Here is a 27,000-nt window from a genome sequence, read left to right as displayed (position 1 = left end):
ACATGATCAGCACCAGAACAGGCTCACTCAGCCTGCTGGCCGGCGCGATGCTGCTGGCCAGCGCCGGCGCCTTCGCCAATGTTGAACCGGCGAAACCTGCGACCGTGGCCAAGGAACTGCAACAGGCCAAGACCTACACCGTCAGCAGCGCGCCGACCGACGCACTGAAACTGGCCAAGCCGACACTGCCCGACCTGTCCGGCTTCACCGCCGAAGCCGCTGCCGCGAAGATCGTGCGCAGCAAACCGGGCAAGATCAGTGTGCGCCGGATGATGCAGGAAAACGCCCTGAAGGACTTCATCGGCGGCGATAACAAGATGGCCGAATGGGTGGTGCGTCAGCACGGCATCCCGCAGGCGATCTTCATCGACGACGGCTACATGAACCTCAAGGATCTGGCGAAAAAACTGCCCAAGCAGTATTTCAGCGAGACGTCCCCGGGCGTGTACCTGGCCAAATTGCCGATCGTGGTCGGCGAGAAAGGCATCCTCGAAATCGACGGTCAGACCCAGGAACTGCGCCTGTCCCAAGAGGCCGGTTCGTTCCTGGTCAACGACGGCAAGCTGTTCGTGCGTGACACCAAAGTCACCGGCTGGCGCGAAAAGGAAAACGGCCCGGCGACCTTCCGTTCGCCGAAGGAATTCCGTCCGTTCCTGCTCTCCTGGGGCGGCACCGAGACCTACATCGTCAACAGCAAGATGGCCAGCTTCGGTTACGCCAACAGTAAGTCGTACGGGGTGAGTATTTCCCAGTACACGCCGAACATGGCCAAAGTCCTCAAGCGCCCGGAACCGACCGGCTGGATCGTCGGCTCCGAGTTCTCGGACATGTGGTACGGCTTCTACTGCTACGAAACCAGCGACTTTGTGGTCAAGGGCAACACCTACAAAGACAACATCGTCTACGGCATCGACCCGCATGACCGCTCGCACCGTCTGATCATTGCCGAGAACACCGTTCATGGCACGAAGAAGAAGCACGGGATCATCATTTCCCGTGAGGTCAACGACAGCTTCATCTTCAACAACAAGAGTTTCGACAACAAGTTGTCGGGCCTGGTGATCGACCGTAACAGCGTCAACAACATCATTGCCTACAACGAGATCTACAAGAACCACACCGACGGCATCACGCTCTACGAGTCCGCCGACAACCTGCTGTGGGGAAACAAGGTCATCAGCAATACCCGTCACGGCATTCGTATTCGTAACAGTGTGAACATCCGCCTCTACGAAAACGTCGCCATGACCAACGGCCTGACCGGTATCTACGGCCACATCAAGGACCTGACCGACACCGACCGTGACATCAAGCTCGACCCGTTCGACGCGCAGGTCTCGCTGATCGTCGTCGGCGGCGAGCTGGCGGCCAATGGCAGCGGTCCGCTGTCGATCGACTCGCCGCTGAGTGTCGAGCTGTATCGCGTGTCGATGCTGGCGCCGACCAAGTCCAGCGGGATCAGCTTCAACGGCATCCTCGGCGAGCGCCAGGATGAAATTCTCGATCTGTTGGTGCGCCAGCAGAAAGCCGTGCTGATCGACCCTGTCGAACGCCAGACCGAATTGCAGGACTGAGGATAATTTTTATGCACCCACACATGATCAAACTGCTCAGCCTCTCGGCCCTGACTCTCGGCATTCTCGCTGCCGGCAACGCTCGCGCCGACGCTGAAGGCGCAAGCGTCACGCCACCGAAGTTCACCGCCGAGCCGTGCTGCAACCTGTGCCCGGCGGCCCATGACGCGAAGAACTACACCACGCGTTATCAGCAGAACTTCACCACCCTGGTACAGGCTCAGGGCGACTGGCTGTTCCGTACCCAGGAAGACCTGCGCACCGAGTTCAACACCACGCCGGCCGGCTACAAGCGCCTGCAGCAGTTGCACGATGCGTTCAAGAGCAAAGGCGTCGAGCTGGTGATCGTTTACCAGCCGACCCGTGGCCTGGTGAACCGCAACAAGCTCAACCCGCAGGAAAAAGCCGCGTTCGATTACGAGAAAGCGCTGGGCAACTACAAGACCATGCTCGGCCGTTTCGCCAAGATGGGCTACGTGGTGCCGGACCTGTCGCCACTGACCAACGAATCGCTGCCGGACACCCTGCCCGCCCACGATTTCTACTTCCGTGGCGACCAGCACTGGACACCTTACGGTGCCCAGCGCACGGCAAAAATCGTCGCCGAAAAGGTCAAGCAGATCCCGGCCTTCGCCGACATTCCCAAGCGTGAATTCGAGACCAAGCGCTCCGGGCGCATGGGCAAGACCGGCACCCTGCACAACATGGCCGGGCAACTGTGCGGCACCAGCTACGCGATCCAGTACATGGACCAGTTCACCACCGAGCCGAAAGGCGAGGCCGGTGACGGCGATCTGTTCGGCGATTCCGGCAATCCGCAGATCACTCTGGTCGGTACATCGCACAGCGGCAAGAACTACAACTTCGCCGGTTTCCTCGAAGAAGCCATCGGCGCCGACATCCTCAACGTGGCCTTCCCCGGCGGCGGTTTCGAAGGTTCGATGCTGCAATACCTGGGCAGCGAAGAATTCCAGAAGACCCCGCCGAAGATTCTCATCTGGGAATTCTCGCCGCTGTATCGCCTCGACCAGGAAACCATCTATCGCCAGATGATGGCGCTGCTCGACAACGGTTGCGAAGGCAAGGACGCGCAGATGTCCGCCAGCGCCACGCTGAAGCCGGGCAGCAAGCAAGAACTGCTGGTCAACAGCAAGAACCTGAACCTGCAGAACTCCAACCATCAGGTTGATATCCGCTTCGCCGACACCTCGGTGAAAACCCTGCAAGCCACCCTCTGGTACATGAACGGTCGCCACGAGGACATCAAGATCGAGAAACCGGAAACCTCCGACACCGACGGTCGTTTCGCCTTTGAGCTGCGCACGGACGAAGACTGGGCCTCGCAAAACCTGCTGGCAGTCGAAGTCCAGGGTCCTGAAGCCGGACCTGGCGCCGCGCCACAAAAAGTCGAAGCGAAAATCTGCAAACGCAACGTATTCCCGGGCGTCGGTCAACAGACCGCGCAGCTCGGGCAATGAGGTCTGCTATGCGAAATCCGAAACTGAAAAATCTGTTGGCACCGACACTCCTGAGCCTGGCGATGTTCGCCGGGGCAACTCAGGCCGCCGCGCCATTGCGTCCACCGCAGGGCTACTTCGCCCCGGTGGATAAATTCAAGACCGGCGACAAGAGCGACGGCTGCGACGCGATGCCGGCGCCATACACCGGTCCGCTGCAATTTCGCAGCAAATACGAAGGTTCGGACAAGGCCCGCGCGACGCTGAATGTGCAGTCGGAAAAAGCCTTTCGCGACACCACCAAAGACATCACCACGCTGGAGCGCGGCACCGCCAAGCGCGTCATGCAGTTCATGCGCGACGGTCGCCCGGAGCAGCTCGAATGCACGCTCAACTGGCTGACCGCATGGGCCAAGGCTGACGCGTTGATGTCCAAAGACTTCAACCACACCGGCAAGTCGATGCGCAAATGGGCACTGGGCAGCATGGCCTCGTCGTACATTCGCCTGAAGTTTTCCGACTCGCATCCGCTGGCCCAGCATCAGCAGGAAGCGCAGGTGATCGAAGCCTGGTTCAGCAAAATGGCCGATCAGGTGGTCAGCGACTGGGACAACCTGCCGCTGGAAAAAACCAACAACCACTCGTACTGGGCCGCCTGGTCGGTGATGGCCACCGCCGTCGCCACCAACCGCCGCGACCTGTTCGACTGGGCGGTGAAGGAATACAAGGTCGGCGTCAACCAGGTCGACGCCGACGGATTCCTGCCCAACGAACTCAAGCGCCAGCAACGCGCCCTCGCCTATCACAACTACGCCCTGCCGCCGCTGGCGATGATCGCCAGTTTCGCCCAGGTCAACGGTGTCGATCTGCGTCAGGAAAACAATGGCGCACTGAAGCGTCTGGGTGACCGCGTGTTGGCCGGCGTGAAGGACCCTGACGAGTTCGAAGAAAAGAACGGCAAAAAGCAGGACATGACCGACCTGAAAGAGGACATGAAATTCGCCTGGCTCGAACCGTTCTGCACGCTCTACACCTGTGCGCCGGATGTGATCGAGAAGAAACGCGACATGCAACCGTTCAAGACTTTCCGTCTTGGCGGCGACCTGACCAAGGTCTACGACCCGTCGCATGAAAAGGGCTAAAAGCCCCTCACCCTAACCCTCTCCCGGAGGGAGAGGGGACTGACCGAGGTGGCTGTGCGAGTTACGTCGAAATGAAATACCGAGTCGATCTCCATTTTTGAAAACCATGGAGATCAGGCTCCCTCTCCCTCCGGGAGAGGGCGGGGGGTGAGGGGCGCGGTTTGACGGCCAGCCCAGACCTCAAGCAAACACTGTGTCACCCCTCCACTACCACGGGGGGTTTGGGGGGGCTTTGGCCCTTGACTGTTGGTTCAAACATGGAGAGATCGGGATGGTATTTTCATCCAACGTGTTCCTGTTTCTGTTCTTGCCGATCTTTCTCGGCTTGTACTACCTGAGCGGGCAACGCTATCGCAACCTGCTGCTGCTGATCGCCAGCTATGTGTTCTACGCCTGGTGGCGGGTGGACTTCCTCGCGCTGTTCGCAGCGGTCACGTTGTGGAACTACTGGATCGGCCTGAAAGTCGGTGCCGCTGGCGTCAGAACCAAACCGGCGCAGCGCTGGCTGCTGCTCGGCGTGGCCGTCGACCTGTGCATCCTCGGCTACTTCAAGTACGCCAACTTCGGTGTCGACAGCATCAACGAAATCATGACTTCGTTCGGTCTCGAGCCGTTCATCCTCACCCACGTGCTGCTGCCGATCGGTATTTCGTTCTACATCTTCGAATCGATCAGCTACATCATCGACGTGTACCGTGGCGACACTCCGGCCACGCGCAACCTGATCGACTTCGCAGCATTCGTGGCGATCTTCCCGCACCTGATTGCCGGCCCGGTTCTGCGTTTCCGCGACCTCGCCGATCAGTTCAACAACCGCACGCACACCCTCGACAAGTTCTCCGAGGGCTGCACGCGGTTCATGCAGGGTTTCATCAAGAAGGTCTTCATCGCCGACACCCTCGCCGTGGTCGCCGACCATTGCTTCGCCTTGCAAAATCCGACCACGGGTGATGCCTGGCTCGGTGCGCTGGCGTACACCGCGCAGCTGTACTTCGACTTCTCCGGTTACAGCGACATGGCCATCGGTCTGGGCTTGATGATGGGTTTCCGCTTCATGGAAAACTTCAAGCAGCCGTATATCAGCCAGTCGATCACCGAGTTCTGGCGCCGCTGGCACATCAGCCTCTCCACCTGGCTGCGTGACTACCTGTACATCACCCTCGGCGGTAACCGTAAAGGCACGCTGATGACCTATCGCAATCTGTTCCTGACCATGCTTCTGGGTGGTCTGTGGCACGGCGCGAATATCACTTACATCATCTGGGGCGCCTGGCACGGCATGTGGCTGGCGATCGAAAAAATGCTCGGCCTGAACACTTCGCCGCGCAGCCTCAACCCGATCCGCTGGGCACTGACCTTCCTGCTGGTGGTGATGGGCTGGGTGATCTTCCGTGCCGAGAATCTGCACGTCGCCGGTCGCATGTACGGTGCAATGTTCAGCTTCGGCGACTGGTCGCTGTCGGAACTCAATCAGGCCAGCCTCACCGGTCTGCAAGTAGCGACTCTGGTGGTGGCTTACGTAACCCTGGCGTTCTTCGGCCTGCGTGATCTGTACACCAATCAGCCGCCAGCCAAGACCAAACCGGAAGTCAACGTCGAGGCCAATGGCCCTGCCACGGCGACGCCGGGAATGATCAAGGCAGCGCCTGGGGAAAATCCGGCGAGCATCCACGAACCTGGCTACACCGTCGGCGTAGAAGCCCAAGTGCAACCGGCTTACTGCACCGCTGACTGGTCGCGCTATGTGATGCGCGGGCTGATCCTGCTGCTGTTCATCGCCTCGATTCTCAAACTCTCGGCGCAAAGCTTCTCGCCGTTCCTTTACTTCCAGTTCTGAGGGATCTGACATGACCCGCTCATTACGCATCTTCTACATCGCCCTGTTCCTGGTGACGCTGTTGGTCCTGGGTCTGTGGTCGGTTCGCAGCTTCTTCGGCTTCAGCACCAACGCCGATGCGACGGTGCTCAACGGCCGCTGGACGAAGGCGGTGGAAACCCACTACGACGATGAATTCCCGATCAAGCGCCTGGGCACCAACCTCTGGGCCGCGCTGGATTTCAAACTGTTCAACGAAGGTCGTCCGGGCGTCGTGCTCGGCCGCGACCAGTGGTTGTACAGCGATGAGGAATTCAACCCGATCGTCAACGAACAGCAGAACCTGCAAGGCAACTACGCGCTGGTCGAAGGCGTGCGTCAGACCCTGAAAGAGAAAGGCGTGAAACTGGTGATGGCGATCGTGCCGGCCAAGGTGCGTCTGTATCCGGAGCATCTGGATGAAGTGAAGCCTTCGAGCATTCACCAGAACCTGTATCAGGATTTCCACGCCCGTGTCGCGGCCGACAAGATCCTCGCCCCTGACCTGCTCGGCCCGCTGCAACAGGCCAAGCAGAACGGTCAGCAAGTGTTCCTGCGCACCGACACCCACTGGACGCCGGAAGGCGCCGAGATCGCCGCCAACACGCTGGCGAAAACCATTGCCGAGAAATTCCCGCTGAGCGGCGAGCCACAGCGCTTCGTCACCACGCCAGCGGAGAAGGTCACGCACAAGGGCGATCTGCGTCTGTTCCTGCCGCTCGATCCGCTGTTCGAAAACATGATGCCGGCGCCTGAGCCACTGCTCAAACGCAACACCGTTGCCGCCGAACAGCCTGCCGGTGACGACGCCCTGTTCGCCAACAGCGAAGTACCGGTCGCGCTGATCGGCACCAGCTACAGCGCCAACCCCAACTGGAACTTCGTCGGTGCGCTCAAACAAGCGCTGCACAGCGACGTCGTCAACTACGCCGAAGACGGCCATGGCCCGATTCTGCCGATGCTCAGCTACCTGAAAAGCGATGACTTCAAGAACAGCCCGCCACAAGTGCTGATCTGGGAGTTTCCTGAACGATATCTGCCTGTGAACAACGAAATCGGCGACGCCGACCCACAGTGGGTCGCAGAGCTCAAACAAGCCGGCGCCCGCCAACAAAACGTAGCCATCAACACTAAATCCGAGACGCCCGATCGGGCGCAAAACTGAAAGAGAGGTACACCATGACTTTCACTACTACTCCTCGTCGTCTCGCTAAAAGCTTCGCACTGGTTGCTGGCCTCAGCGTACTTTCCGTCCCAGCCTTCGCCGGTGGCGACGCCGCGCTGTACGGCCCGACCGCTCCGAAAGGCTCGACCTTCGTGCGTGTCTACAACGCCAGCAACGCCGAAGTCAGCGCGACTGTCGGCAGCACCAACCTGAGCGATATCGCGCCACTGGCCAGCAGCGACTTCAGCTTCATGCCGGGCGGCGATTACAGCGCCAAGGTCGGTAGCCAGACCCTGCCGGTCAAACTCGCTGGTGACCACTACTACACCCTGGTCAACAACGCTTCCGGCGCGCCACAACTGATCGAAGAGCCGCCGTTCAAGAACAAGCAGAAATCCCTGGTGCGTGTGCAGAACCTGAGCGACAAATCGCTGACCCTGAAAACCGCCGACGGCAAGACCGAAGTGGTGCCGAACGTCGCTGCCAAGGGCCGTGGCGAACGTGAAATCAACCCGGTGAAAGTCAGCCTGGCGCTGTACGAAGGCGACAAGAAAGTCGGCGACGTGAAACCGGTCGCCCTGGAGCGCGGTGAGGCAGCGGTGCTGTACGTCACCGGCAACGGCAGCAACCTGTCGCCAGTCTGGGTGAAACGCCCGGTGTCGACTCGCTAATCCTTTTGTGAACTGACGCAGTACCCCTTGTGGGAGCGAGCCTGCTCGCGAATACGGTCTGACATGCAACATCAATGTCGACTGAGCCATCGCCATCGCGAGCAGGCTCGCTCCCACAGGGCTCTAACCAAATTGATTTTATGGAGTAAACACTATGATTCCGGTGATCTTGTCAGGTGGTAGCGGTTCGCGTCTGTGGCCTCTTTCGCGCAAGCAATTCCCCAAGCAATTCCTCGCCCTGACCGGCGAACACACACTGTTCCAGCAAACCCTCGAGCGTCTGGTGTTCGAAGGCATGGACACGCCAATCGTGGTCTGCAACAAAGAGCACCGTTTCATCGTCAACGAGCAACTGGCCGCGCGCAATCTGGAATGCCAGCGCATCCTGATGGAACCGTTCGGCCGCAACACTTCGCCGGCCGTAGCATTGACCGCGATGATGCTGGTCAATGAAGGCCGTGACGAACTGATGCTGGTGCTGCCGGCCGACCACGTGCTGGAAGACCAGAAAGCCCTGCAACGTGCGCTGGCCCTGGCCACCGTCGCTGCGGAAAACGGCGAAATGGTGCTGTTCGGCGTGCCGGCAACCAAACCGGAAACCGGCTACGGCTACATCAAATCCACTGCTGATTCGCTGCTGCCCGAAGGCGTCAGCCGCGTCTCGCACTTCGTCGAAAAACCGGATGTGAAGCGCGCCACCGAGTACGTCGAATCCGGCGGTTACTACTGGAACAGCGGCATGTTCCTGTTCCGCGCCAGCCGCTTCCTCGAAGAACTGAAAAAGCACGATCCGGACATCTACGACACCTGCCTGCTGACCCTTGAGCGCAGCCAGCAGGACGCCGACACCATCACTTTCGACGAAGCCACCTTCGCCTGCTGCCCGGACAACTCCATCGACTACTCGGTGATGGAAAAAACCCAGCGCGCCTGCGTGGTGCCGCTGACCGCTGGCTGGAGCGATGTCGGCTGCTGGTCGTCGCTGTGGGAAGTCAACGAGAAAGACGCCAACGGCAACGTCAGCAAAGGCGATGTGGTCATCCAGGACAGCAAGAACTGCATGATCCACGGCAACGGCAAACTGGTCTCGGTGATCGGTCTGGAAAACATCGTCGTGGTCGAAACCAAGGACGCGATGATGATTGCCCACAAGGACAAGGTCCAGGGCGTCAAGCAGATGGTCAACACCCTCAATGCCCAGGGCCGCAGCGAAACCCAGAACCACTGCGAAGTCTATCGTCCGTGGGGCTCGTACGACTCGGTGGACATGGGCGGGCGTTTCCAGGTCAAGCACATCTCGGTCAAGCCGGGTGCGTGCCTGTCGCTGCAGATGCACCACCACCGCGCCGAACACTGGATCGTGGTCAGCGGCACCGCCGAAGTGACCTGCGACGAGAACGTGTTCCTGCTCACCGAAAACCAGTCGACCTACATCCCGATCGCCTCGGTGCATCGCCTGCGCAACCCGGGCAAGATCCCGCTGGAAATCATCGAAGTGCAGTCGGGTTCGTACCTGGGTGAAGACGATATCGAGCGTTTCGAAGATATCTACGGCCGCTCCACCCCGATCGAACGCGGCGTGTCGGTGAAAACCATCGCGCAGTAATCGCCTGCTGAAACAAGAAGCCCTCGTCCAGCCCGTTGCGTTCCCTATCCGCAGCGGGCTGGGCGGGGGCTTTTTTTGTCTAGCCGAAGACTGAATTGCGGCGTCTCGCCAGTGGTGAATCTTCATCGACCGACTCGCCTTCCGTCGCCTGCGCCAGCTCCGCTGGACCTTGTGTAAACGCGGCTGCAAACAGTTGCTGCGCCAACGGTGTGGGCGTTGATTCCGGTTCTGCGAACAACGGCTGCCGCCGGGCCGATCGATTGAAGGACTGCAAGTCGACCGCCGGACTGTTCGAGGAGATGGCAAGAGGCACGGCAACGGGTGTGCTGAGCAGTTTGTACTGAATCCGCGTCTGAGCCTCGGAAACCTGCATGGCATTGCCCATTGCCACACTCAGTGAGCCCACCAACTGAGCTGCGGGGTTAGCGGCGTGCATCAGCAGATTTCCGCCGATCTGGAAGCCTTTGGCCACGGCACCGCGCCTGGCTGCAAGCACTTGCGGTTCTTCGACAGGGCTGTTGAACGCAACGGACATGGGTCCCATGATCCGGCTGGTGGTCTCCTCCCCCAACACCCGATTCATTGTCGAAGAAACGAATTCACCGGAGTGGTACAGCACGGCCCCCGAAGGTGGCGCGGTGTGCGTCCGGACGGCGGCAATGACATGTGCCTGATGTGTGTTGAGCACGGAGTTGTCCCGGGCTCCCAGCTCTGCCAGCGCTACCGGTATTTCGCGGCGGTAGGCCTGGACGTCGGGATTTGGATCATTCTCGAAGTAACGGCGCACTGGCTGCATGCCGGCGGCTTGCACGGGATTGACCAGTTTCTTGTCGGCAAGATCGTGATACACCCGGTCGCCAGCACGCTTGTCGGGCTTGTCGGGCTTGCGCCCGTCGCTGTCCCTGTAAGTCATTGGGTTGTTGCGCAGCGCGCGGTAGCGATTATGGCCGTCGATCGCTCCACCAGGATCGCTGTTCAGCCAGCGTTGCAGCCACGGGACGTAATAGCGAAACCCGTAATAGTAAAGTCCCGTGGCGTCACGTTCCTTTGCCGAATACCGCGCGGTCTTGTAGCTGACGTCGGGTTCTTCGGCCCACGCCGTTGCACCGAATGGATAAAAATGCTCGCGGCTGATCAGTTGCGCATCCGCGTCCAGCTCAAGACTGATTGAGCCCAGATGATCATTGAAACTGTATCGGTAGAGATTATTGAGGCCGGTCGGCGGTGCGCTTTGCCAATGCAGGACGCGTACGATATTGAGTCCGGTCCGCACGATGATCACCTGCAGGCTCTCACCGGTGCCGGTATCGGTGCGTAATTCCAGCGCTGGCAGATAACGCACCTGTGCAAGAAGACTGCGTGCAGAGGCCCGTGACGAACGCGTCTTGCATACCCGCTGACCGGCGCCGTCGTAGAGATAGCTTTCACGATCATCGGCATCTGATCGGCGTGAGACGACCACGACCGAGTCCAGCTGGCAACGCAGATTCCACTGCAACCGGCGCCCCTGATCCAGCAACAACAAATTACCCCGCGAATCGAAAGCTTCCGCGATCTCTGCTTCAGAGGGCGGCTTACCGTCGTGCCACGGCAAACACCGATTGCTAAAGCGTGCGGCCTGCAGTTGATGACCTGGACTCTGTTGGCCGACGTGAGTCAGCCCGCGCAAATTGCCGCCGACGTCGTAATGATAGCGCTGGCTGTAGTTGGCGACAGCGGTCGGCCCGCCACCGGCAACGCCGGCCTCCCAGCCAGTGGCATGGGACAACTGATAAAGACTGTCATAGCGGTAACGACTGACCGGCTCGATGCGCTGGTTGGCGAACCAGCGCACGGGCAATGCCTGGTCTTCGATACTCGTTACATTGCCCATCGGGTCGTAGGCGTAGATCAGATGCTGCAGCACATTGCCTAGATTGTCCTGAGCATGGCGCGTGAGCAGGCGGCCGTCTTCGGGACGGTAGCTCAGCGTAGTCAGCACGCCGTTGCCTGCCAGTTCATGAGTGACTTGTCCGTAAGCGTCGTAGCGAATATCACTGACGACCGAATGGTTCTGAGTCTGAAGTTTGAGCCGTATTTCAACTGCGCGTAACTGGCCGTGGAGAGTCAGTGCGAAGGCCTGCCGATTGCCACCGGCATCGATCTGTTCGAGTACAGGTCCCAGCGGGGCGTAGCGCCACTGTGTGGTTGCCCCTTGGGGTTCGAGCAACTTCTGTCGATCGACGATAGCCTCTGGCCAATCCGCGGCAACCGGCTCAAGCGTGAAGTGACGGATGTTTTCACTGCACTGCCCGGTGATCGCAAACTGCGAGAACAGAACACTGCCACCGGGATCGTCATGACGAATCACTTGACCGAGCTGATTGCGCAGCGGATCGCCCGCGCCGGGGCGGCCATAGGCAAGGCGCTCGGAACAACGGCGAGGTACGCCGGTGCCTTCCTCGAACACCGCGACAGGTCGCAACAAGTCATCGTATGCAATTTCGCGGCATGTGCCACGGCTGTCCCAGTTGCACAGCGTCTGGCCGGCCAAACCCGGCAACTGGACCTGGACTCCCGCATCGGTACTGTCCGAGCGCAGCGCGATATCGTTCAAGGCATGGACAGTGGTGAGGCTGGCGGGCGCTTGTGGATCAATCGCCTGCAACGCCCACAATCGCGCATCCCATTGTTTGACTGCACGGCCGGCGTTGTCGCGCAACGTCCGCTCGATCCGGGGCTCGCTTGCCAGCGCCGCATCGGCGCGCCAGTAGTTGACGTTGAGGATGGCCAAACCGCGCGGATCGTTCACGGCAAGCGTTGGCGTATTGCTGTGGATGCCCATAGTGCGTCAACGTCCCAGTGTGCCCTTGGCTCATGAGAGCAAGCGCGAAACCGCATTCCTACTGTCAGAAATTACAGTCCCGACCAACGGTGCGCACAAACTCGTCCCGAATACCCATTGCGCCAAGCCTTCGGTAGGATGGGGCTCACTCACCCACGGAGCGCTCACGCATGTTCATCGGCATCCTGCTGGTCATTACCTGGTTGATCCTGCTGCTGCGCTACCCGGCCAAGGCCTTGCCGGTTTCGGTAGCCGCTGCGATTGGCCTGGGTTTCGTGGCCATGTGGGTGGTGTGGCTGGACAACCGCGAGATCAAGCAACTGGCGCGCCTGGAACTGCGCATTGCCTACGCTCCCGAGCAATGCCCGGCCGACCGTCCGCTGCAATTGAAAATGAACAATGGCAACAATGTGCCGCTGACCGAGCTGCGCTGGCGCATCGCCGCTTATGCGCCGGGCGATACGGTCAACCTGGCCGACAATCAATACACTGCCCCACGCTATCGCGGCCCCGGCGAATTGCAGGCCGGCGCGACCTGGGAAGACTGCTTGCCACTGCCGCCGCTGCGCCCCGGCTATCGCCCGCAAACCCTGGAGTTTCGCGCCGAGCATTTGCAAGGTAGTTTCTCCGACTAATCCCCTCCCCCGACTGTTTGCACAAGGAATGCGCCATGCCCGTTGCGTTGATTACCGGTTGTTCCAGCGGCATCGGCCGCGCCCTTGCCGACGCGTTCAAAGCCGCCGGCTACGAAGTCTGGGCCAGTGCGCGCAAGGCTGAAGATGTCAGCGCGCTCAGCGCTGCCGGTTTCACCGCTGTCGAGCTGGACGTCAACGATGGCGCCGCGCTGGAACACCTCGCCGAGCGTCTGAGCCAGCAACATGGCGGCCTTGATGTACTGATCAACAACGCCGGTTACGGCGCGATGGGGCCGCTGCTCGACGGCGGCGTGCAGGCGATGCAGCGCCAGTTCGAGACCAACGTGTTTTCGATTGTTGGCGTCACCCGCGCGTTGTTTCCGCTGCTGCGTCCGGCCAAGGGGTTGGTGGTGAATATCGGCAGTGTGTCGGGTGTGCTGGTCACACCGTTTGCCGGCGCCTACTGCGCGTCGAAAGCGGCGGTGCATGCGCTTAGCGACGCGTTGCGCATGGAGCTGGCACCGTTTGGCATCCGTGTGATGGAAGTCCAGCCCGGTGCGATCGAATCGAGTTTTGCGAAGAATGCCGGACATGAAGCCGAGCAGTTGATCAACGAGCAATCGCCGTGGTTTCCCCTGCGTGAAGGCATTCGGGCACGGGCCAAGGCATCGCAGGACAAGCCAACACCGGCCAGTGAGTTTGCGGCTGAGCTGTTGAAAGCGGTGCGGCAGAGCAAGCCGCCACGGCTGGTTCGCATCGGCAACGGCAGCCGGGCGTTGCCGTTATTGGCGGCGTTGTTGCCGAAGGGTTTGCTGGAATCGACGTTGATGAAGCGGTTCGGGTTGCGCGCCAGGCTCTGATCCCCAGTCGTTGCGACCATCGGTAGCCAGACCTGTCAGAGTTGACAGTAGGCGCCCTCTAAGCGAAGGCCTATCGTGAGTTCAAGCCAGGTGAACAGTGTTAAGACCGTGTTAGCGCCCGGCGAATCAACCGACCTCACGACAACCGCGCAGGGACGTATATGGCAATCGCAGAGAAGGCCGCGAACATCAGGGCGACAATCGACGCTACATGGGGAAGCGGCCAAGGCAAACTTCAACTTGACGATATATTCCAGGATGACCCGACGAAGTCCCGGCCCCTCACGGGGTCGACGCTGCTGAGCGATAAATCGTTGCTGGTCACCAGTACCTTCGACAAAGGCGTCTTCTTCATTTCCAAGCTGAACCACTTGGGTGCCGTAGACCTGGCGTTTGGGGTCGCAGGGCGTGTCACGGGTTCGTTCCTGGCCAATGAGCAGGCCTCTGGCGGGCCGATTGCAGAAGGTGCCGATGGGCGGCTGTTCATGGCAGGCAGCACAGCCAATGAGCAATCGAACGAGGTTAGCGCTGCGATTCTCTGCCTTGACAGCAAAGGCAATCGAGTGAGCAGCTTTGGCGAGAATGGCCAAGTCATCATCGATCCCCCAAACACACAACGGCTTACGAAAAAAGGCCCGGCATTCGTCTTCGCGCTACCCGATGGCAGCGTTATTGTCGGCGTTGATTACCACACGCCTGACGTGCTCAGGGCGCACCTTTACAAATTCGATGCGCAAGGCGCACCCGTGAAGGCATTCGGCACAGATGGCCGAGTTGAAATTAATCACGGGATGCCGCATGCATCGACTTCACTCAGCGACGGTTGCGTGCTCGACAATGGACTCTTGTTATTTGCAGGCTACGAAAAATACGAGCCCGACGTGAACACGGACGGTCTCCTCGTGATGTTGAATTCAGACAGTGGCGCGCTCCATGAGAGTTTCGGCCTCCCGGAAAGACCCGGGGTTGTGGTAGTCCGGTACAACTTCATGGGTGCCGAACTCAATACTGTGAGACAGCGAGCCCCTGATAGATTTACGGCATCTGGCTACACCAACATGGGCAGCGGTGTCAGTGAGCGATACGGCATGTTGTTCGCCTTCGATGAAAAAGGTAAGCCCGATTTTGACGTTTTCGGCAATCCGAATGCCATGCCACTCCCACCAGCTCTCGGCAGCGACAGGCGAGTCAACTGGGCGGACCATGTTCCTTTCGCTGATAACATCGTAGTTTCTGGTGGAGACGAGAAGGGCAATTATATTGCCTGTGTGAAAACCCGGAGCGGTGGCTACAACTCCGATTTTTCAGACGCGGGTGGCGTCATCCATCGCGAGGAGACCACCGACTCGCTCTCCAGGCTTCATTATCAGCAGGCCCCAGGCAAATTGATTGTTGCCCTCAACATCAATCCAGAAAACCCTCTGGGTTGTCTGTATCGCTACAACATTTCCCAGTAGCTGGAAGCATCACCGCGTCGCCCGGTTCAGGGGCGACGCCGTCGATCACTTGTCTGCCAGGTCCTGCTTCACCACTACCGTGCAAGTAATCCCCGCCGCCAGCAACACGCCCTCTGGCACCTCATCAATATGAATCCGCACCGGCACGCGCTGCGCCAGCCGCACCCAGTTGAACGTCGGGTTCACGTCGGCAATCAGTTCGCGGCTTTCCGGGTTGTCGCGGTCGTAGATCCCGCGCGAAATGCTTTCGACATGACCCTTGAGCACTTCGCCGCTCATCAATTGCATGTCGGCTTGGTCACCGACTTTGACGTGCGGCAGTTTGGTTTCTTCGAAAAAGCCGTAAACCCAGAACGAGTTCATGTCGACCACGGCCATCTTCGCCTCGCCGATACGTGCGTAATCGCCGCGATGCACATTGAGGTTGGTCACGTAACCGTCCACCGCCGCACGCACTTCGGTGCGTTTGAGGTTGAGTTCGGCGGCTTCCAGTTGCGCCTGGGCGTGTTGGTAATCGGCCAGCGCGGCGTCGGCGATGTTGCTGGCGTCGTCGCGGTTTTCCTTGGAGATCACCAGATTGTCGAGGTCGGCGCGGCGATGGGCGTTGACCTTGCGCATTTCCCAGGTCGACTTGCGCGAAGCGACCAGTGACTGCGCCTGCTTGACCGCAATGCGGTAGTGCTCGGGGTCGATGCGCATCAGCAGATCGCCCTTTTTCACCAGTTGGTTGTCACGCACAGGCACTTCGACTACTTCACCGGTGACGTCGGCGGCAACGTTGATGATGTCGGCGCGAACGCGGCCATCGCGGGTCCACGGCGTGTTCATGTAGTGCTCCCACAACGTGCGGCCAATCCACAGCGCCAGGGCCAGCACCAGCAGGGTCGCGAGCAGGCTGAAAAACTTTTTCATCAAGATGTTCTCAACGGTAGACAGTCAGCGCCATGGCACCGAACAGACAGGTAAACAGGCTCAGGCGCAGCAGCGCCGGGTGCCAGAAAAAGCGGTACAGGTCGAACCCCGAGAGGAAGCGGTCAACTGCCCAGGCCAATCCCGCAGCAATGAAAAACATCAGGGTCATGGTCGGCATGTACACGCCGTGGAAGGCGATTTCACGAGGCATGGGCAAGTCCTTCGGGCCTGGCGGGAGCGAATTCGGCCAGGGGTGATTGCGGGTCGAGCAACGAGGTGCGAATAAAGTGCAGATAGCTTTTCACCCGGCGCAACGCGGAGGTATCGAAGTGCGGCGCGAACGGCTCATCGGTGGCGGCGACGCGGCTGATGGCGTGATCGACCGCGACCAGTGCGCGTTCGAGATTGCTTGCGTTCGGCTGCAGAAACAGGCGCACCAGCGCACGCCCCATCACGCGGATTGCCTGACGCCACGGCTGCGATTCGGCATACGCCGGGTGCACCGGCAGGATCGCCTGCTCCTTGCGCAACTCGATGATCGCGTGGCCGACTTCCAGCACCACGAACATCCAGCGCAGCAGACTCTTCTGCACCTTCGGTTGCCCTGCCGCGAGGCCATAGGCCTGATGCAGCAGATCGCGGGTGCGGCTCTCGAAACTCGAGGCCAGGCCTTTGAGTTTTCCACTGATCGCATAGACCACTTGCCCGCGCAGATCCTGCTCCAGGCGCTGCCACAGCCAGCGACTGTTCGGCGGCAGAATAATCGCCCCCGCCGCAGCACACACGAGCATGCCCATGACCATGGCGATGTAGTCGTTGATGAAGGTGTAGGGGTTGTAGATCGTGAGATTGTCCGGCACTGAACCAGTGCTGAAAAAAATCAGCAGGCCCAGTCCGACCCCGGCGTATTGCGGCCGCGAGGCGAGGAACGAACCGAGCACGATCACCGGCGCGAGCATCACGCAGAGCAAGGGGAAACCGTCGATCCACGGGAAGATGAAAAACATCTCGACGAAGCCGATCAGCGCGCCGAGAAAAGTCCCGCAGGCCATTTGAAAAGCCATGCGTTTCGGGTTCGGTGTGGCGGCGGAAAGACCGACGGTGGCGGCGGCGATCAGGGTCATGGTCGCCCCGCTCGGCCACGCGGTGGCGACCCAGTAACTGCCCAGCACAAGCAGAATGAACGAGGCGCGGATCCCCGAAGCGGCCGCCGCCCACCAGTTGGTTTGCGGGGTGAACGGCTCGTCCCAGCGTTCGCGTTCGTGACGATGCTCGCCCAGCGACGCGTGGGTCTGCGCATAGCTGTGCAGGTCATCGACGAAGCGGTAGAGCAATTCGTAGGCGGTGTGAAAATCCAGTTGTTCGGCTTCGCTCGGAGCAGTGTCCTGAAAGATTCCGCGCAACGCTCGGACACGAGCCGGCAGACCTTCCTTGTAGGTGGCCAACGCGGTCGCCAAACGTGCCGCATCCGGGCTGGTCAGCGCGCGACCGCTGAAGCCGTCGAGCACTTCGGCGAGGTCCTGCAAGCCCGGTTTGATCGCTGCCACGACGTGCTCTTCGCCATTGCCGTGCAGGCGTTCGAGCAATTGATGCAAGGCGTTGAAGCGCGTGGTGATGCCCATGAACTCGCTGTTCAAACGACTCAGACGACCGTTGCGCCGGCGCATGTGCGGGTCTTCGAACACGGTCACGCTGCGCAGCCCTTCCAGGCCGACGGCTTCAGCAATGAAGCGCACGTTGCTGGCTTCGAACGCCTCGGCTTTGCTGCGCCCGCGCAAGCCGTCGGTGACGAAGAGCGCGAACACACCGAAGCGCTGATACAAGGCGTTGCGCATCGCCGCACTGGCGGTCTGCGGCAGGATCGCCGCGCTGATCAGCGTCGAACAGAGAATGCCCAGCGAGATCTCCAGCACCCGCCACACCGCCGCCATAAAGGCGCCGTCCGGGTGCGCCAGCGCCGGCAGACCGACCATCGCTGCGGTGTAACCGGCGAGAACAAAACCATACGCGCGAAAGTTGCGGCAACGTGCGGCACCGGCTGAGCAGATGCCGACCCAGATCGCCAGCGAGCCGAGAAACAGCTCCGTGTTTTGCGCGAACAAAGCGATCAGCGTGACCATCATCGCCGACCCGGCCAGCGTGCCGAGCAAGCGATAGAAACTCTTGGCGAACACCTGGCCGCTCTGCGGCTGCATGACGATAAACACCGTGATCATCGCCGTGCGCGGTTGCGGCAATTCCAGACGCATCGCCAGCCATAATGTGAGAAACGCGGCGAGCAACACCTTGAAGATATACACCCAGGTCACGCCATCGCTGCGTGCCCAGTCGAAAAAACCGCGACGCCATTCCAGGGAGTGGAGCCAGCGCAGGGGGGCGGGCAAGGAGGTCATTGGAAATACTCAGGCATGCAATGCGGACTCGAAACCTGTGGGAGCGAGCCTGCTCGCGAAAGCGCAGTCCCAGGCAACATGTTCATTGACTGATACGCCCCCTTCGCGAGCAGGCTCGCTCCCACAATGGATGCTGTGTTCAACGCAGGAGCGCCGGGGTTTTCGGGGCCTGGGTCTGCTCGGCTGTCGGCACGTCATTACCCGCACCGAGGCCGCCCCCCAAGGCAGTCACCAGCTCGGCATGCGCACTCAATCGCGCGGCCTGCACTTGCTGCTGAACCTGCTGTTGCTTGAACAGCAAGGTCTGCGCATTGAGCACATTGAGGTAATCGGTGAGGCCGCGTTGATAGGCGATCATCGCGATGTCGTAGGTCTTCTGTGCTGCGGCCACGGACTCGGCGGCGAAGTTCTGCTGCTTGTCCATCGACTCGCGGCGGATCAACTGATCGGAAATGTTCTTCAGCGCGTTGATCAGGGTCTGGTTGTAGTGCGCCACGGCGATGTCATAACCGGCCGCCGCTTCGCCCAATTCGCCACGCAGGCGGCCGCCGTCGAAGATCGGCAACGAGATCGCCGGGCCGACGTTGTAGTTGAGTTTCTTGCCGGTCAGAAACTCCAGCGCGCCGCCGCCCGTGGCCATGTAGCCGAGGCTGCCGACCAGATCTACGTTGGGGTAGAAACCGCCGTGGGCAACATCAATGCCACGCGCCTGCGCCGCCACTTGCCAACGACTGGCGACCACGTCCGGACGCTGCCCGAGCAGTTCGGCAGGCAATGCCGAGGGCAATTTCAACGGCGCCGCGAGGGACAGCGTCGGCCGCTGCAGTTGCGCCGCAGCGCCCGGGCCTTTACCGGCCAGCGCTGCAATCTGGTTGCGGCTAAGGGCGATTTCCTCGTCCAGCGCATCGAGTTGGCGATGGGTTTCCGGCAGCGGCGCTTCGGCCTGGCTGACTTCGAAATGCGTGCCGATACCGCCGCTGAGGCGTTTCTGCGCCAGATCGAGAATCTGCTGTTGCTGCTGGAGCGTCGCCGCGACGATGTCGCGCTGGGCGTAATGCAGCGACAACTCGATGTAGGCGCGGACCAGATTGCTCTGCAGTTCCAGCTGCGCCAGTCGCGCCTCGGCCACGCTCACATGGGCCAGATCCACCGCGCGTTCACTGGCATTGCGCTCGCGGCCCCAGAGGTCGAGGGCGTAGCTGAAGCCGAGCGCGGCGTTGTTGTCCCATGTGGTGGTATTGGCCAGTTCGCCGGGGCCGTAGAACTGATCGGTCGGCCAGTTGTGTCGCTTGAGGGTCGACTCGCCATTGATCTGCAACGCCTCGGCCGCTTCGGCAACACCGGCCATGGCCTTGGCCTGACGCACCCGCGCAGCGGCCATGGCCATGCTCGGGCTGCCTTGCACGGCGAGGTCGATCCAGCGATTAAGTTGCGCATCACCAAACGCCTGCCACCATTGGGCGCTGGGCCAGTGGGCGTCTTTGGCGGCCTCGGCAATGGCCGCGTCGGTGGCCAGTGAATCGGCCGCGAGTGCCTCGCCGTGAGGGGCAATGCCTTGGGTAGAGATGCAGCCGCCGAGAGCCAGGGTTAAAGCCAGAACACTGAGCGGCAAAAGCGCTCTGTTGATGCGACGCGGCACAGCTGCGAATTCCTGAGAAAGGGATCAATCGAGGGACTTGTGTAGGAGCTGCCGAAGGCTGCGATCTTTTGATCTTTTTAAAGACAACATCAAAAGATCGCAGCCTTCGGCAGCTCCTACAGGGATCGGCGCAATTCTATGGAGCTGCCTCTGCGGCGATAAGCTGGGATTTCTGTGAATCTTTGTTACGGTTAACGAGATAATCCCTTGGTCGGGGGTCTCAGCCCCTGAAACTTCGTGTCACAATTTGCCATCTCCCTTGAGAGCACCCCATGGACACTTTGCAAAACATGCGCGCCTTCAGTTGTGTTGCCGAAGCGGGCAGCTTCACCGCCGCCGCCGTGCAACTGGACACCACCACCGCCAACGTCTCGCGCGCGGTCTCCAACCTCGAAGCCCATCTGCAAACCCGTCTGCTCAATCGCACAACCCGGCGCATCGCCCTGACCGAAGCCGGCAAGCGCTACCTGCTGCGCTGCGAACAGATCCTCGCCTACGTCGAAGAAGCCGAAGCGGAAGCCAGCGACGCCCACGCGCGCCCCGCCGGCCAGCTGAAAGTGCACACCATGACCGGCATCGGTCAGCACTTCGTCATCGACGCCATCGCCCGCTACCGCAAGACCCACCCCGACGTGACCTTCGACCTGACCCTGGCCAACCGCGTGCCGGACCTGCTCGACGAGGGCTACGACGTGTCCATCGTGCTGGCCAGCGAACTGCCCGACTCGGGCTTCGTTTCGCAGCGCCTGGGCATCACCTACAGCATCGTCTGCGCCTCGCCGGCGTACGTGAAAGCCAACGGCGCCGCACAGAAACCCAGCGACCTGCTCAACCACGCCTGCCTGCGCCTGGTCAGCCCGGTGATCCCTCTGGAAAAATGGGCCTTCGACGGCCCGGACGGCCAGGAAACGGTCACCATCAACAGCTCGCCATTCCTGGTGAACTCCGCCGACGCCATGAAAACCGCCATCACCAGCGGCATGGGCGTCGGCGTGCTGCCGGTCTACGCCGCCATCGAAGGCCTGCGCAACGGCACCCTGGTGCGCGTGATGCCGAACTACCGCTCGCAGGAACTCAACCTCTACGCGATCTACCCGTCGCGGCAGTACCTGGATGCCAAGATCAAAACCTGGGTGGAGTACTTGCGTGGGTCGTTGCCGGAGATATTGGCGGCGCATCAGGCGGAATTGGTCGCGTATGAGTTGAGCGGGAGTCTGGCTGGCGCGCGCGTCGCCACCTGACTTTAAACACCGCTGACTTCGTGCAGGAGCTGACGAGTGCAACGAGGCTGCGATCTTTGGATCTTGCTGTTTAAAAATCAACGGATCGCAGCCTACGGCAGCTCCTACATCGCGGTGTTTACGGGGAAGTTTCCGACAGGTTTTGCAGGTTGTCCGTCGGAAGAGCGCTGGCTAGGATTTGGCGGTTGCTGACGAATCAGCGACCGGACTTGGTCGTCCGGGTTTAGAATGGCGCACATTTTCAAGCATGCTTAATGGCGAGCTGTGCGTGGGAGGGCCTCGTCCCTGCCGGGTTTCCATTCCCTGGTCGACCAACCCGCGTACGGTTCGCCACCCGATTGCTTGGTCGCAGTCAGTGGCGAACTCCACTTCCAGAATGGAGTTTCACCATGTTCAAACCCACACCCAATCCCCCCGAATCCGCAAGCACCTCCCCCTACCAATCCCCCGACTCAACGAAACTCCACGACGCCGCCGAGCGTGCGCTGGATCACTACCTCAAACCGTCCGCCAGCGCGCAGCAAAACCACAAACCCAGCACCATGTTCCAGGTCGCCCCGGACCAGGACAACGAAAGCCTGCTGGCCCACGCCTGCGAATCCCTCGCCTCGGCCAGCATCATGAGCAGCGACATCGCCGCCCACGTCGACAGCCCACAACGGCACACGATATTGGCCATCCAGCAGGTGATCATGCTGGCGGAACTGGCGGTGAACCGCGTGCTGGATAACTACGAAATCCATCAGCTCCCGTCACGCAGCTGACCTCCCGGGAGCGAGCCCGACCGCGAGGGCTTCGGCACATTCAACATTCGAGGTGTCAGATAAACCGCTTTCGCGAGCAGGCTCGCTCCCACAGTTTGAATCGAGTACATCAGCGAGAAACAGGTCGGCTGTCAGGCCGCCTTCGCTGGCAAGCCAGCTCCCACAGGGACGGGGTGAACCTGGCAGAGATGGGTTGGCAGTGGAGACGCTTTCGCGAGCAGGCTCGCTCCCACAATTCTGGATCGTGTACATCAGCGAGATATGAGTCGGCTGTCAGGCCGCCTTCGCTGGCAAGCCAGCTCCCACAGGGACGGGGTGAATCTGGCAGAGATGGGTTGGCAGTGGAGACGCCTTCGCGAGCAGGCTCGCTCCCACAGTTTGAATCGAGTACATCAGCGAGAAACAGGTCGGCTGTCAGGCCGCCTTCGCTGGCAAGCCAGCTCCCACAGGGACGGGGTGAATCTGGCAGAGATGGGTTGGCAGTGGAGACGCTTTCGCGAGCAGGCTCGCTCCCACAGTTTGAATCGAGTACATCAGCGAGAAACAGGTCGGCTGTCAGGCCGCCTTCGCTGGCAAGCCAGCTCCCACAGTTTGAATCGAGTACATCAGCGAGAAACAGGTCGACTGTCAGGCCGCCATCGCGAGCAGGCTCACTCCCACAAAAGCAAAGGCAAAGCAGCGCAGCTGCCCGCGGCGCAGCCGCCCCACTCAACAATGAGCGCAAGCTCGAGTGCTTTTGATCTTGATCCACCGGCGACGTCGGAAGGCTGAGTGGAGGGATTGATCCGGGCGTGGGAGCGCAGCGACCGTACGACGCAGTCGTACACAGCGAGTGTAGGTGCAGCGAAGCAAACCGGAGCCGCTGCGCCCGGATCAGTTCCGGAGCGAAGGGACCCGAGCCTGCGAGGGCCGAACGCAGGAGCAAGCCTTTTGGGTTACCTTTTTGGCGTTTGAAAAAGGTGACCCGCCGTAAGGGCGGAACCGTAATCAGCAACACCCGAAGAAACGGATATTCACCCAAAACCCCAAGAACCTGGTCGGCCCAGAGGCCGCCAAGACAACCCGAGCGAGAAAATGTTAGCGTGCTTGCAATCAAGCCCCGACGAGCCCAAGCCCAATGAAAAAAACAGTCCTGGCCTTCAGCCGCATCACCCCGCCCATGATCGAACGCCTGCAAGAAGAATTCGACGTCATCGTCCCCAACCCCAAGACCGGTGATATCAACGCCCAGTTCAACGAAGCCCTGCCCCACGCCCACGGCCTCATCGGCGTCGGCCGCAAACTCGGCCGCGCACAACTGCAAAGCGCAACCAGACTCGAAGTGGTCTCGAGCGTCTCGGTCGGCTACGACAACTACGACCTCGACTACTTCAACGAACGCGGGATTATGCTCACCAACACCCCCGACGTGCTCACCGAAAGCACCGCCGACCTCGCCTTCGCCCTGATCATGAGCAGCGCCCGCCGCGTCGCCGAACTCGACGCCTGGACCAAGGCCGGGCTATGGCAGGCCAGCGTCGGCGCCCCGCTGTTTGGTAGTGATGTGCACGGCAAGACCCTCGGCATCGTCGGCATGGGCAACATCGGCGCCGCTGTCGCCCGGCGCGGGCGCTTCGGCTTCAACATGCCGATCATCTACAGCGGCAACAGCCGCAAGACCGAACTGGAACAGGAGCTCGGCGCGCAGTTCCGCAGCTTGGATGAACTGCTGGCCGAAGCCGATTTTGTCTGCCTGGTAGTGCCGTTGAGCGACAAGACCCGCCACCTGATCAGCCATCGCGAACTGGCGCTGATGAAGCCGAGCGCTATTCTGGTCAACATCTCGCGCGGCCCGGTGGTCGACGAACCGGCACTCATCGAAGGCCTGCAAAACAATCGCATCCGCGGCGCCGGGCTGGACGTCTACGAAAAAGAACCGCTGGCCGAATCGCCGCTGTTCCAGTTGAAAAACGCCGTGACCCTGCCGCACATCGGCTCGGCCACCACCGAGACCCGCGAAGCCATGGCCAACCGCGCCCTGGCCAACCTGCGCAGCGCCCTGCTCGGCGAACGGCCGCAGGATCTGGTCAACCCGCAAGTCTGGCGCGGCTGAAAAAAAGGGCCGGCGCAACATTGCGCCGGCCTTCACCTTACATAACTTGCAACCGAACAAAAACGCCAGACCAAGTAACAGCAATATAAGCTCTCGCAACTTATCAACTTATTGATTAATTGCCATGGAGAGCCAACCTCGTGAACATCCTGACCACCGACAAACTCATTCGTTACAGCAAAGTCATCTTGATGGCTTATATAAGTTTCTTTGGCCTGCTGGTGATGATCCATAACTTCACTGACTATGAGTCCAACTATACTTACGTTGCACATATCCTGAGCATGGACACCACCAACGCCAGTGAAAACATCATGTACCGCGCGATCGATTCGCCGATGATCCATCACCGGATCTACTGGTTCATCATCACCATGGAAGTCACCTACACCGTGCTCTGCCTGATCGGCACTTACCAGTTGTATCGCTACATCGATGCATCGCCAGCGGTATTCCATGAAGCCAAGAAATTTTCGATCATGGGTATATTGGTCGCCATCTTCATTTATTACGTGTGCCTGCAAACTGTAGGTGTCGAATGGTTCGACATGGACACTTCGCAATCCTGGAATGCCAAGGACTGGGCAAGGCATATTGTCGACTTCATCTTCCCGGTGATGATCTACATCACTTTAAAAGTTGAGCGCTGAGTATCAGCGCTCGTTTTATCAAGCCAACTTCCCTTGAGCCGCAGACAACAGCACTTTCGGTTTACGAAACACCAGCACGTTGCCCAACATCACCAACACCAGCCCGACCAGCGCTGGCGCGGTCCATTGATAACCTTCGGCAAACGCCGACACGTTCAGGGCCACCACCGGGAACAGCACCGTGCAGTAAGCCGCCCGCTCCGGGCCCATGCGCCCGACCAGCGTCAGGTACGCGGTGAAGCCGATCACCGAGCCGGGAATCACTAGATACAACAGCGCACCGACATATCGCGGCGACCAGTCCATGGTGAAGGGTATGCCGTTGAACAGACACCACACCGTCAGCATCGCCGCGCCGTAGGCCATGCCCCAGGCGTTGGTGGTCAGCGGTCTGAGGCCGGCCTTCTGTTGCAGGCTCGAAAGCATATTCCCCGCTGAAAAACACAAGGTGCCACACAACGCCAGACCCAGCCCCAGCAGGGTTTGCGGACTGGCCTGATGCCCGGCCAGTTCCGGCCAGAACAACAGCCCCAGACCGAACAGCCCCAGCGCACCGCCCATCAACACATTGCGCGCAATGCGCTGGCCGAAAAACACCCGCGCATTCAGCGCGTTCCACAACGTCGCCGTAGAAAACACCACCGCCACCAGACCGCTGGGAATCCACTGGCTGGCGGTCAGAAAGCACATGAAGTTCACACAGAACAGACATAACCCTTGAGCCACACAAATCAAATGCCCACGGCGGTTCATCGGTTGCAGACGCCGGCTGAGCAGCAAGAGGGCAAACAACACCAGCGCAGCCAGGCCGAAGCGATAGACAATCGACACCGGAATTTCGACCACGCCCAATTGCCATTTCAAGGCAATCCAGGTGGTGCCCCAGATCAGTACGGTCAGCAAGTACAACGACAGGTTCATGGCCAACACTCCTTAAACAGGCCTTGAGTGTCTGCCTCGGTCATCATTCGGCGCTTGCACAATCTTGCGCTTTTGTCTGGCGGCAGGCTGGCAGCGCGGCGTCTACGGAGTAGGATGCAAGGCGTTGGAGAGAACAGAACATGGCTGCTATCGATACCCTGCAAGTCTTTCAAGCCCTCAACCGCTCGCCGAATGCACGCCTTGTGCACAGCGCCGAGCTCGGTGACGGCATGTCTGCGGCTTTGTGGACCAACCACCACGATGCCCAGGAATACGAAGCGCCAAGTCATCACACGCTGTCCTGCTACGTCGCCGGCGGCACCGGCACATTCCGTCGTGGCCAGCCGGGCCGCAAAGGCGGGCCGGACAAGCTGTGCATCCTGCCGGCCGATCACGAATCGGGCTGGGTGATCAATGGCGACATCCGCTTGGCGCACCTGTATTTCAGCGCCGAACAATTCGCCCTCGGTTGCGTCACGTTGCTCGATCGCGAACCGCGCGAGATGCAATTACGCGAGCAGACCTTTCTCGAAGATCCGCAGCAGGCGCAGCGCTTTCGGCAGTTGCTGAACCTGAACTGGCAAGAGCCGGCCGAGCGCTTGCTGACCAGCAGCCTCGCCCATGAATTGATCAGCCACACCTTGCTCAGCCAGGTCGGTGCGCGACACGGCTTGCGCTTGAAGGGCGGGCTGGCGCCACATCAGCGCCGACAACTGGTGGAGTTCATCGACAACCAGTTGAGCGAAGCCATCAGCCTCGGGCAACTGGCCGGGCTGTGTGCACTGTCGGAATATCACTTTGCGCGGATGTTTCGCCTGAGCTTCGGCCTGCCGCCGCATCAATATGTGCTGGCGCGGCGCTTGAGTCGGGCGCGGGAATTGTTGCGCGGGACGACGTTGCCCTTGGGCGAGATTGCGCTGGCGTGCGGGTTTGCCAGTGCGAGCCATTTTACCAATCGGTTCAAGCAGGTTTTGGGTGGGACGCCGGGCGAGTATCGGCAGGCGTTTTTGCGTTGAGCCCTTTTCCCCTCACCCCAGCCCTCTCCCAGAGGGAGAGGGGGCCGACCGAGTTGTCTTGCACTGTACGTCGACCTGAAACACCGAATCGATTATGGATTCAAAGCAACACATTCAAGTCGGTGT

The 27,000-nt window shown here is 60.4% G+C and carries 21 protein-coding genes; 15 read left to right on the top strand and 6 right to left on the bottom strand.

The features are described 5' to 3' along the window. The first annotated feature begins 2 nt into the window (after window positions 1-2). The 7 genes from algG to AB9L16_RS04275 all read left to right on the top strand — a co-directional run bounded on the left by algG (window position 3) and on the right by AB9L16_RS04275 (window position 9,470). A complete protein-coding gene (gene algG / locus AB9L16_RS04305; RefSeq protein WP_197892463.1) occupies window positions 3-1,574 on the top strand; it encodes a mannuronan 5-epimerase AlgG in 1,572 nt (523 codons plus the stop codon). A gap of 11 nt (window positions 1,575-1,585) precedes the next feature. Beyond that, window positions 1,586-3,052: an alginate O-acetyltransferase gene (locus AB9L16_RS04300; RefSeq protein WP_375123158.1), complete on the top strand. Its 1,467-nt coding sequence runs from the start codon at window positions 1,586-1,588 to the stop codon at window positions 3,050-3,052. An 8-nt stretch (window positions 3,053-3,060) separates the two neighbouring features. Then, complete coding sequence (locus AB9L16_RS04295; RefSeq protein ID WP_095180419.1) at window positions 3,061-4,173, top strand: mannuronate-specific alginate lyase; 1,113 nt, start codon at window positions 3,061-3,063, stop codon at window positions 4,171-4,173. A gap of 271 nt (window positions 4,174-4,444) precedes the next feature. Further along, entirely contained in the window at window positions 4,445-6,010 is a 1,566-nt protein-coding gene (locus AB9L16_RS04290) for an MBOAT family O-acyltransferase (protein WP_375123157.1), read from the top strand. 10 nt (window positions 6,011-6,020) lie between these two features. Then, window positions 6,021-7,193 carry an alginate O-acetyltransferase gene (locus AB9L16_RS04285; protein WP_110646400.1) on the top strand — a complete coding sequence of 391 codons (1,173 nt, stop codon included), beginning with the start codon at window positions 6,021-6,023 and terminating at the stop codon, window positions 7,191-7,193. Between the two features lie 14 nt (window positions 7,194-7,207). Beyond that, window positions 7,208-7,864 (top strand): alginate O-acetyltransferase AlgF, encoded by a 657-nt coding sequence (locus AB9L16_RS04280; RefSeq protein ID WP_095180418.1) that lies wholly within the window; start codon window positions 7,208-7,210, stop codon window positions 7,862-7,864. Window positions 7,865-8,018: 154 nt separating this feature from the next. Continuing rightward, the gene (locus AB9L16_RS04275; RefSeq protein WP_024011673.1) at window positions 8,019-9,470 is read left to right on the top strand and encodes a mannose-1-phosphate guanylyltransferase/mannose-6-phosphate isomerase; all 1,452 of its coding nucleotides are present in this window, start codon (window positions 8,019-8,021) and stop codon (window positions 9,468-9,470) included. 79 nt (window positions 9,471-9,549) lie between these two features. On the opposite strand, the gene AB9L16_RS04270 is transcribed toward AB9L16_RS04275, so the two are convergent. After that, entirely contained in the window at window positions 9,550-12,294 is a 2,745-nt protein-coding gene (locus AB9L16_RS04270; protein ID WP_375123156.1) for an RHS repeat domain-containing protein, read from the bottom strand. A gap of 170 nt (window positions 12,295-12,464) precedes the next feature. On the opposite strand from AB9L16_RS04270, the gene AB9L16_RS04265 reads away from it, so the two are divergent. The 3 genes from AB9L16_RS04265 to AB9L16_RS04255 all read left to right on the top strand — a co-directional run bounded on the left by AB9L16_RS04265 (window position 12,465) and on the right by AB9L16_RS04255 (window position 15,246). After that, window positions 12,465-12,929 carry a hypothetical protein gene (locus AB9L16_RS04265; protein WP_056783040.1) on the top strand — a complete coding sequence of 155 codons (465 nt, stop codon included), beginning with the start codon at window positions 12,465-12,467 and terminating at the stop codon, window positions 12,927-12,929. A gap of 35 nt (window positions 12,930-12,964) precedes the next feature. Next, window positions 12,965-13,789: an SDR family oxidoreductase gene (locus AB9L16_RS04260; protein WP_375123155.1), complete on the top strand. Its 825-nt coding sequence runs from the start codon at window positions 12,965-12,967 to the stop codon at window positions 13,787-13,789. Between the two features lie 161 nt (window positions 13,790-13,950). Continuing rightward, entirely contained in the window at window positions 13,951-15,246 is a 1,296-nt protein-coding gene (locus tag AB9L16_RS04255; protein ID WP_375123154.1) for a hypothetical protein, read from the top strand. Between the two features lie 45 nt (window positions 15,247-15,291). On the opposite strand, the gene AB9L16_RS04250 is transcribed toward AB9L16_RS04255, so the two are convergent. From AB9L16_RS04250 to AB9L16_RS04235, 4 genes are all read right to left on the bottom strand, one after another. Further along, window positions 15,292-16,158, bottom strand: a complete 867-nt coding sequence (locus AB9L16_RS04250; RefSeq protein WP_095180415.1) for an HlyD family secretion protein — start codon at window positions 16,156-16,158, stop codon at window positions 15,292-15,294. A 10-nt stretch (window positions 16,159-16,168) separates the two neighbouring features. Next, window positions 16,169-16,369, bottom strand: coding sequence for a DUF1656 domain-containing protein (locus AB9L16_RS04245; RefSeq protein ID WP_016771611.1), 201 nt, complete (start codon window positions 16,367-16,369; stop codon window positions 16,169-16,171). After that, the gene (locus AB9L16_RS04240; RefSeq protein WP_236168113.1) at window positions 16,359-18,551 is read right to left on the bottom strand and encodes an FUSC family protein; all 2,193 of its coding nucleotides are present in this window, start codon (window positions 18,549-18,551) and stop codon (window positions 16,359-16,361) included. The genes AB9L16_RS04245 and AB9L16_RS04240 overlap by 11 nt, the downstream gene beginning before the upstream one ends. Window positions 18,552-18,690: 139 nt before the next feature. After that, the gene (locus tag AB9L16_RS04235) at window positions 18,691-20,190 is read right to left on the bottom strand and encodes an efflux transporter outer membrane subunit (RefSeq protein WP_375123153.1); all 1,500 of its coding nucleotides are present in this window, start codon (window positions 20,188-20,190) and stop codon (window positions 18,691-18,693) included. Between the two features lie 272 nt (window positions 20,191-20,462). Between AB9L16_RS04235 and AB9L16_RS04230 the strand changes: the two genes are divergently transcribed. The 4 genes from AB9L16_RS04230 (at window position 20,463) to AB9L16_RS04215 (ending at window position 24,937) form a co-directional block, all read left to right on the top strand. Then, window positions 20,463-21,431: a LysR family transcriptional regulator gene (locus tag AB9L16_RS04230; protein WP_024011667.1), complete on the top strand. Its 969-nt coding sequence runs from the start codon at window positions 20,463-20,465 to the stop codon at window positions 21,429-21,431. A gap of 389 nt (window positions 21,432-21,820) precedes the next feature. Continuing rightward, entirely contained in the window at window positions 21,821-22,195 is a 375-nt protein-coding gene (locus AB9L16_RS04225; RefSeq protein WP_150742824.1) for a DUF6124 family protein, read from the top strand. A gap of 1,117 nt (window positions 22,196-23,312) precedes the next feature. Beyond that, window positions 23,313-24,287, top strand: coding sequence for a 2-hydroxyacid dehydrogenase (locus tag AB9L16_RS04220; RefSeq protein ID WP_375123152.1), 975 nt, complete (start codon window positions 23,313-23,315; stop codon window positions 24,285-24,287). A gap of 140 nt (window positions 24,288-24,427) precedes the next feature. Continuing rightward, entirely contained in the window at window positions 24,428-24,937 is a 510-nt protein-coding gene (locus AB9L16_RS04215; RefSeq protein ID WP_375123151.1) for a DUF2165 family protein, read from the top strand. An 18-nt stretch (window positions 24,938-24,955) separates the two neighbouring features. On the opposite strand, the gene AB9L16_RS04210 is transcribed toward AB9L16_RS04215, so the two are convergent. Then, window positions 24,956-25,858 (bottom strand): DMT family transporter, encoded by a 903-nt coding sequence (locus tag AB9L16_RS04210; RefSeq protein ID WP_150636173.1) that lies wholly within the window; start codon window positions 25,856-25,858, stop codon window positions 24,956-24,958. Between the two features lie 140 nt (window positions 25,859-25,998). Between AB9L16_RS04210 and AB9L16_RS04205 the strand changes: the two genes are divergently transcribed. Continuing rightward, complete coding sequence (locus tag AB9L16_RS04205) at window positions 25,999-26,874, top strand: helix-turn-helix domain-containing protein (protein ID WP_375123150.1); 876 nt, start codon at window positions 25,999-26,001, stop codon at window positions 26,872-26,874. The last annotated feature ends 126 nt before the right edge of the window (window positions 26,875-27,000 follow it).

This window comes from Pseudomonas sp. LW8, from assembly GCF_041956865.1.
GTDB classification, from domain to species: domain Bacteria; phylum Pseudomonadota; class Gammaproteobacteria; order Pseudomonadales; family Pseudomonadaceae; genus Aquipseudomonas; species Aquipseudomonas siliginis.
Note: the sequence above shows the minus strand (reverse complement) of the source record. Positions and strands in the feature narration are given on the sequence as shown.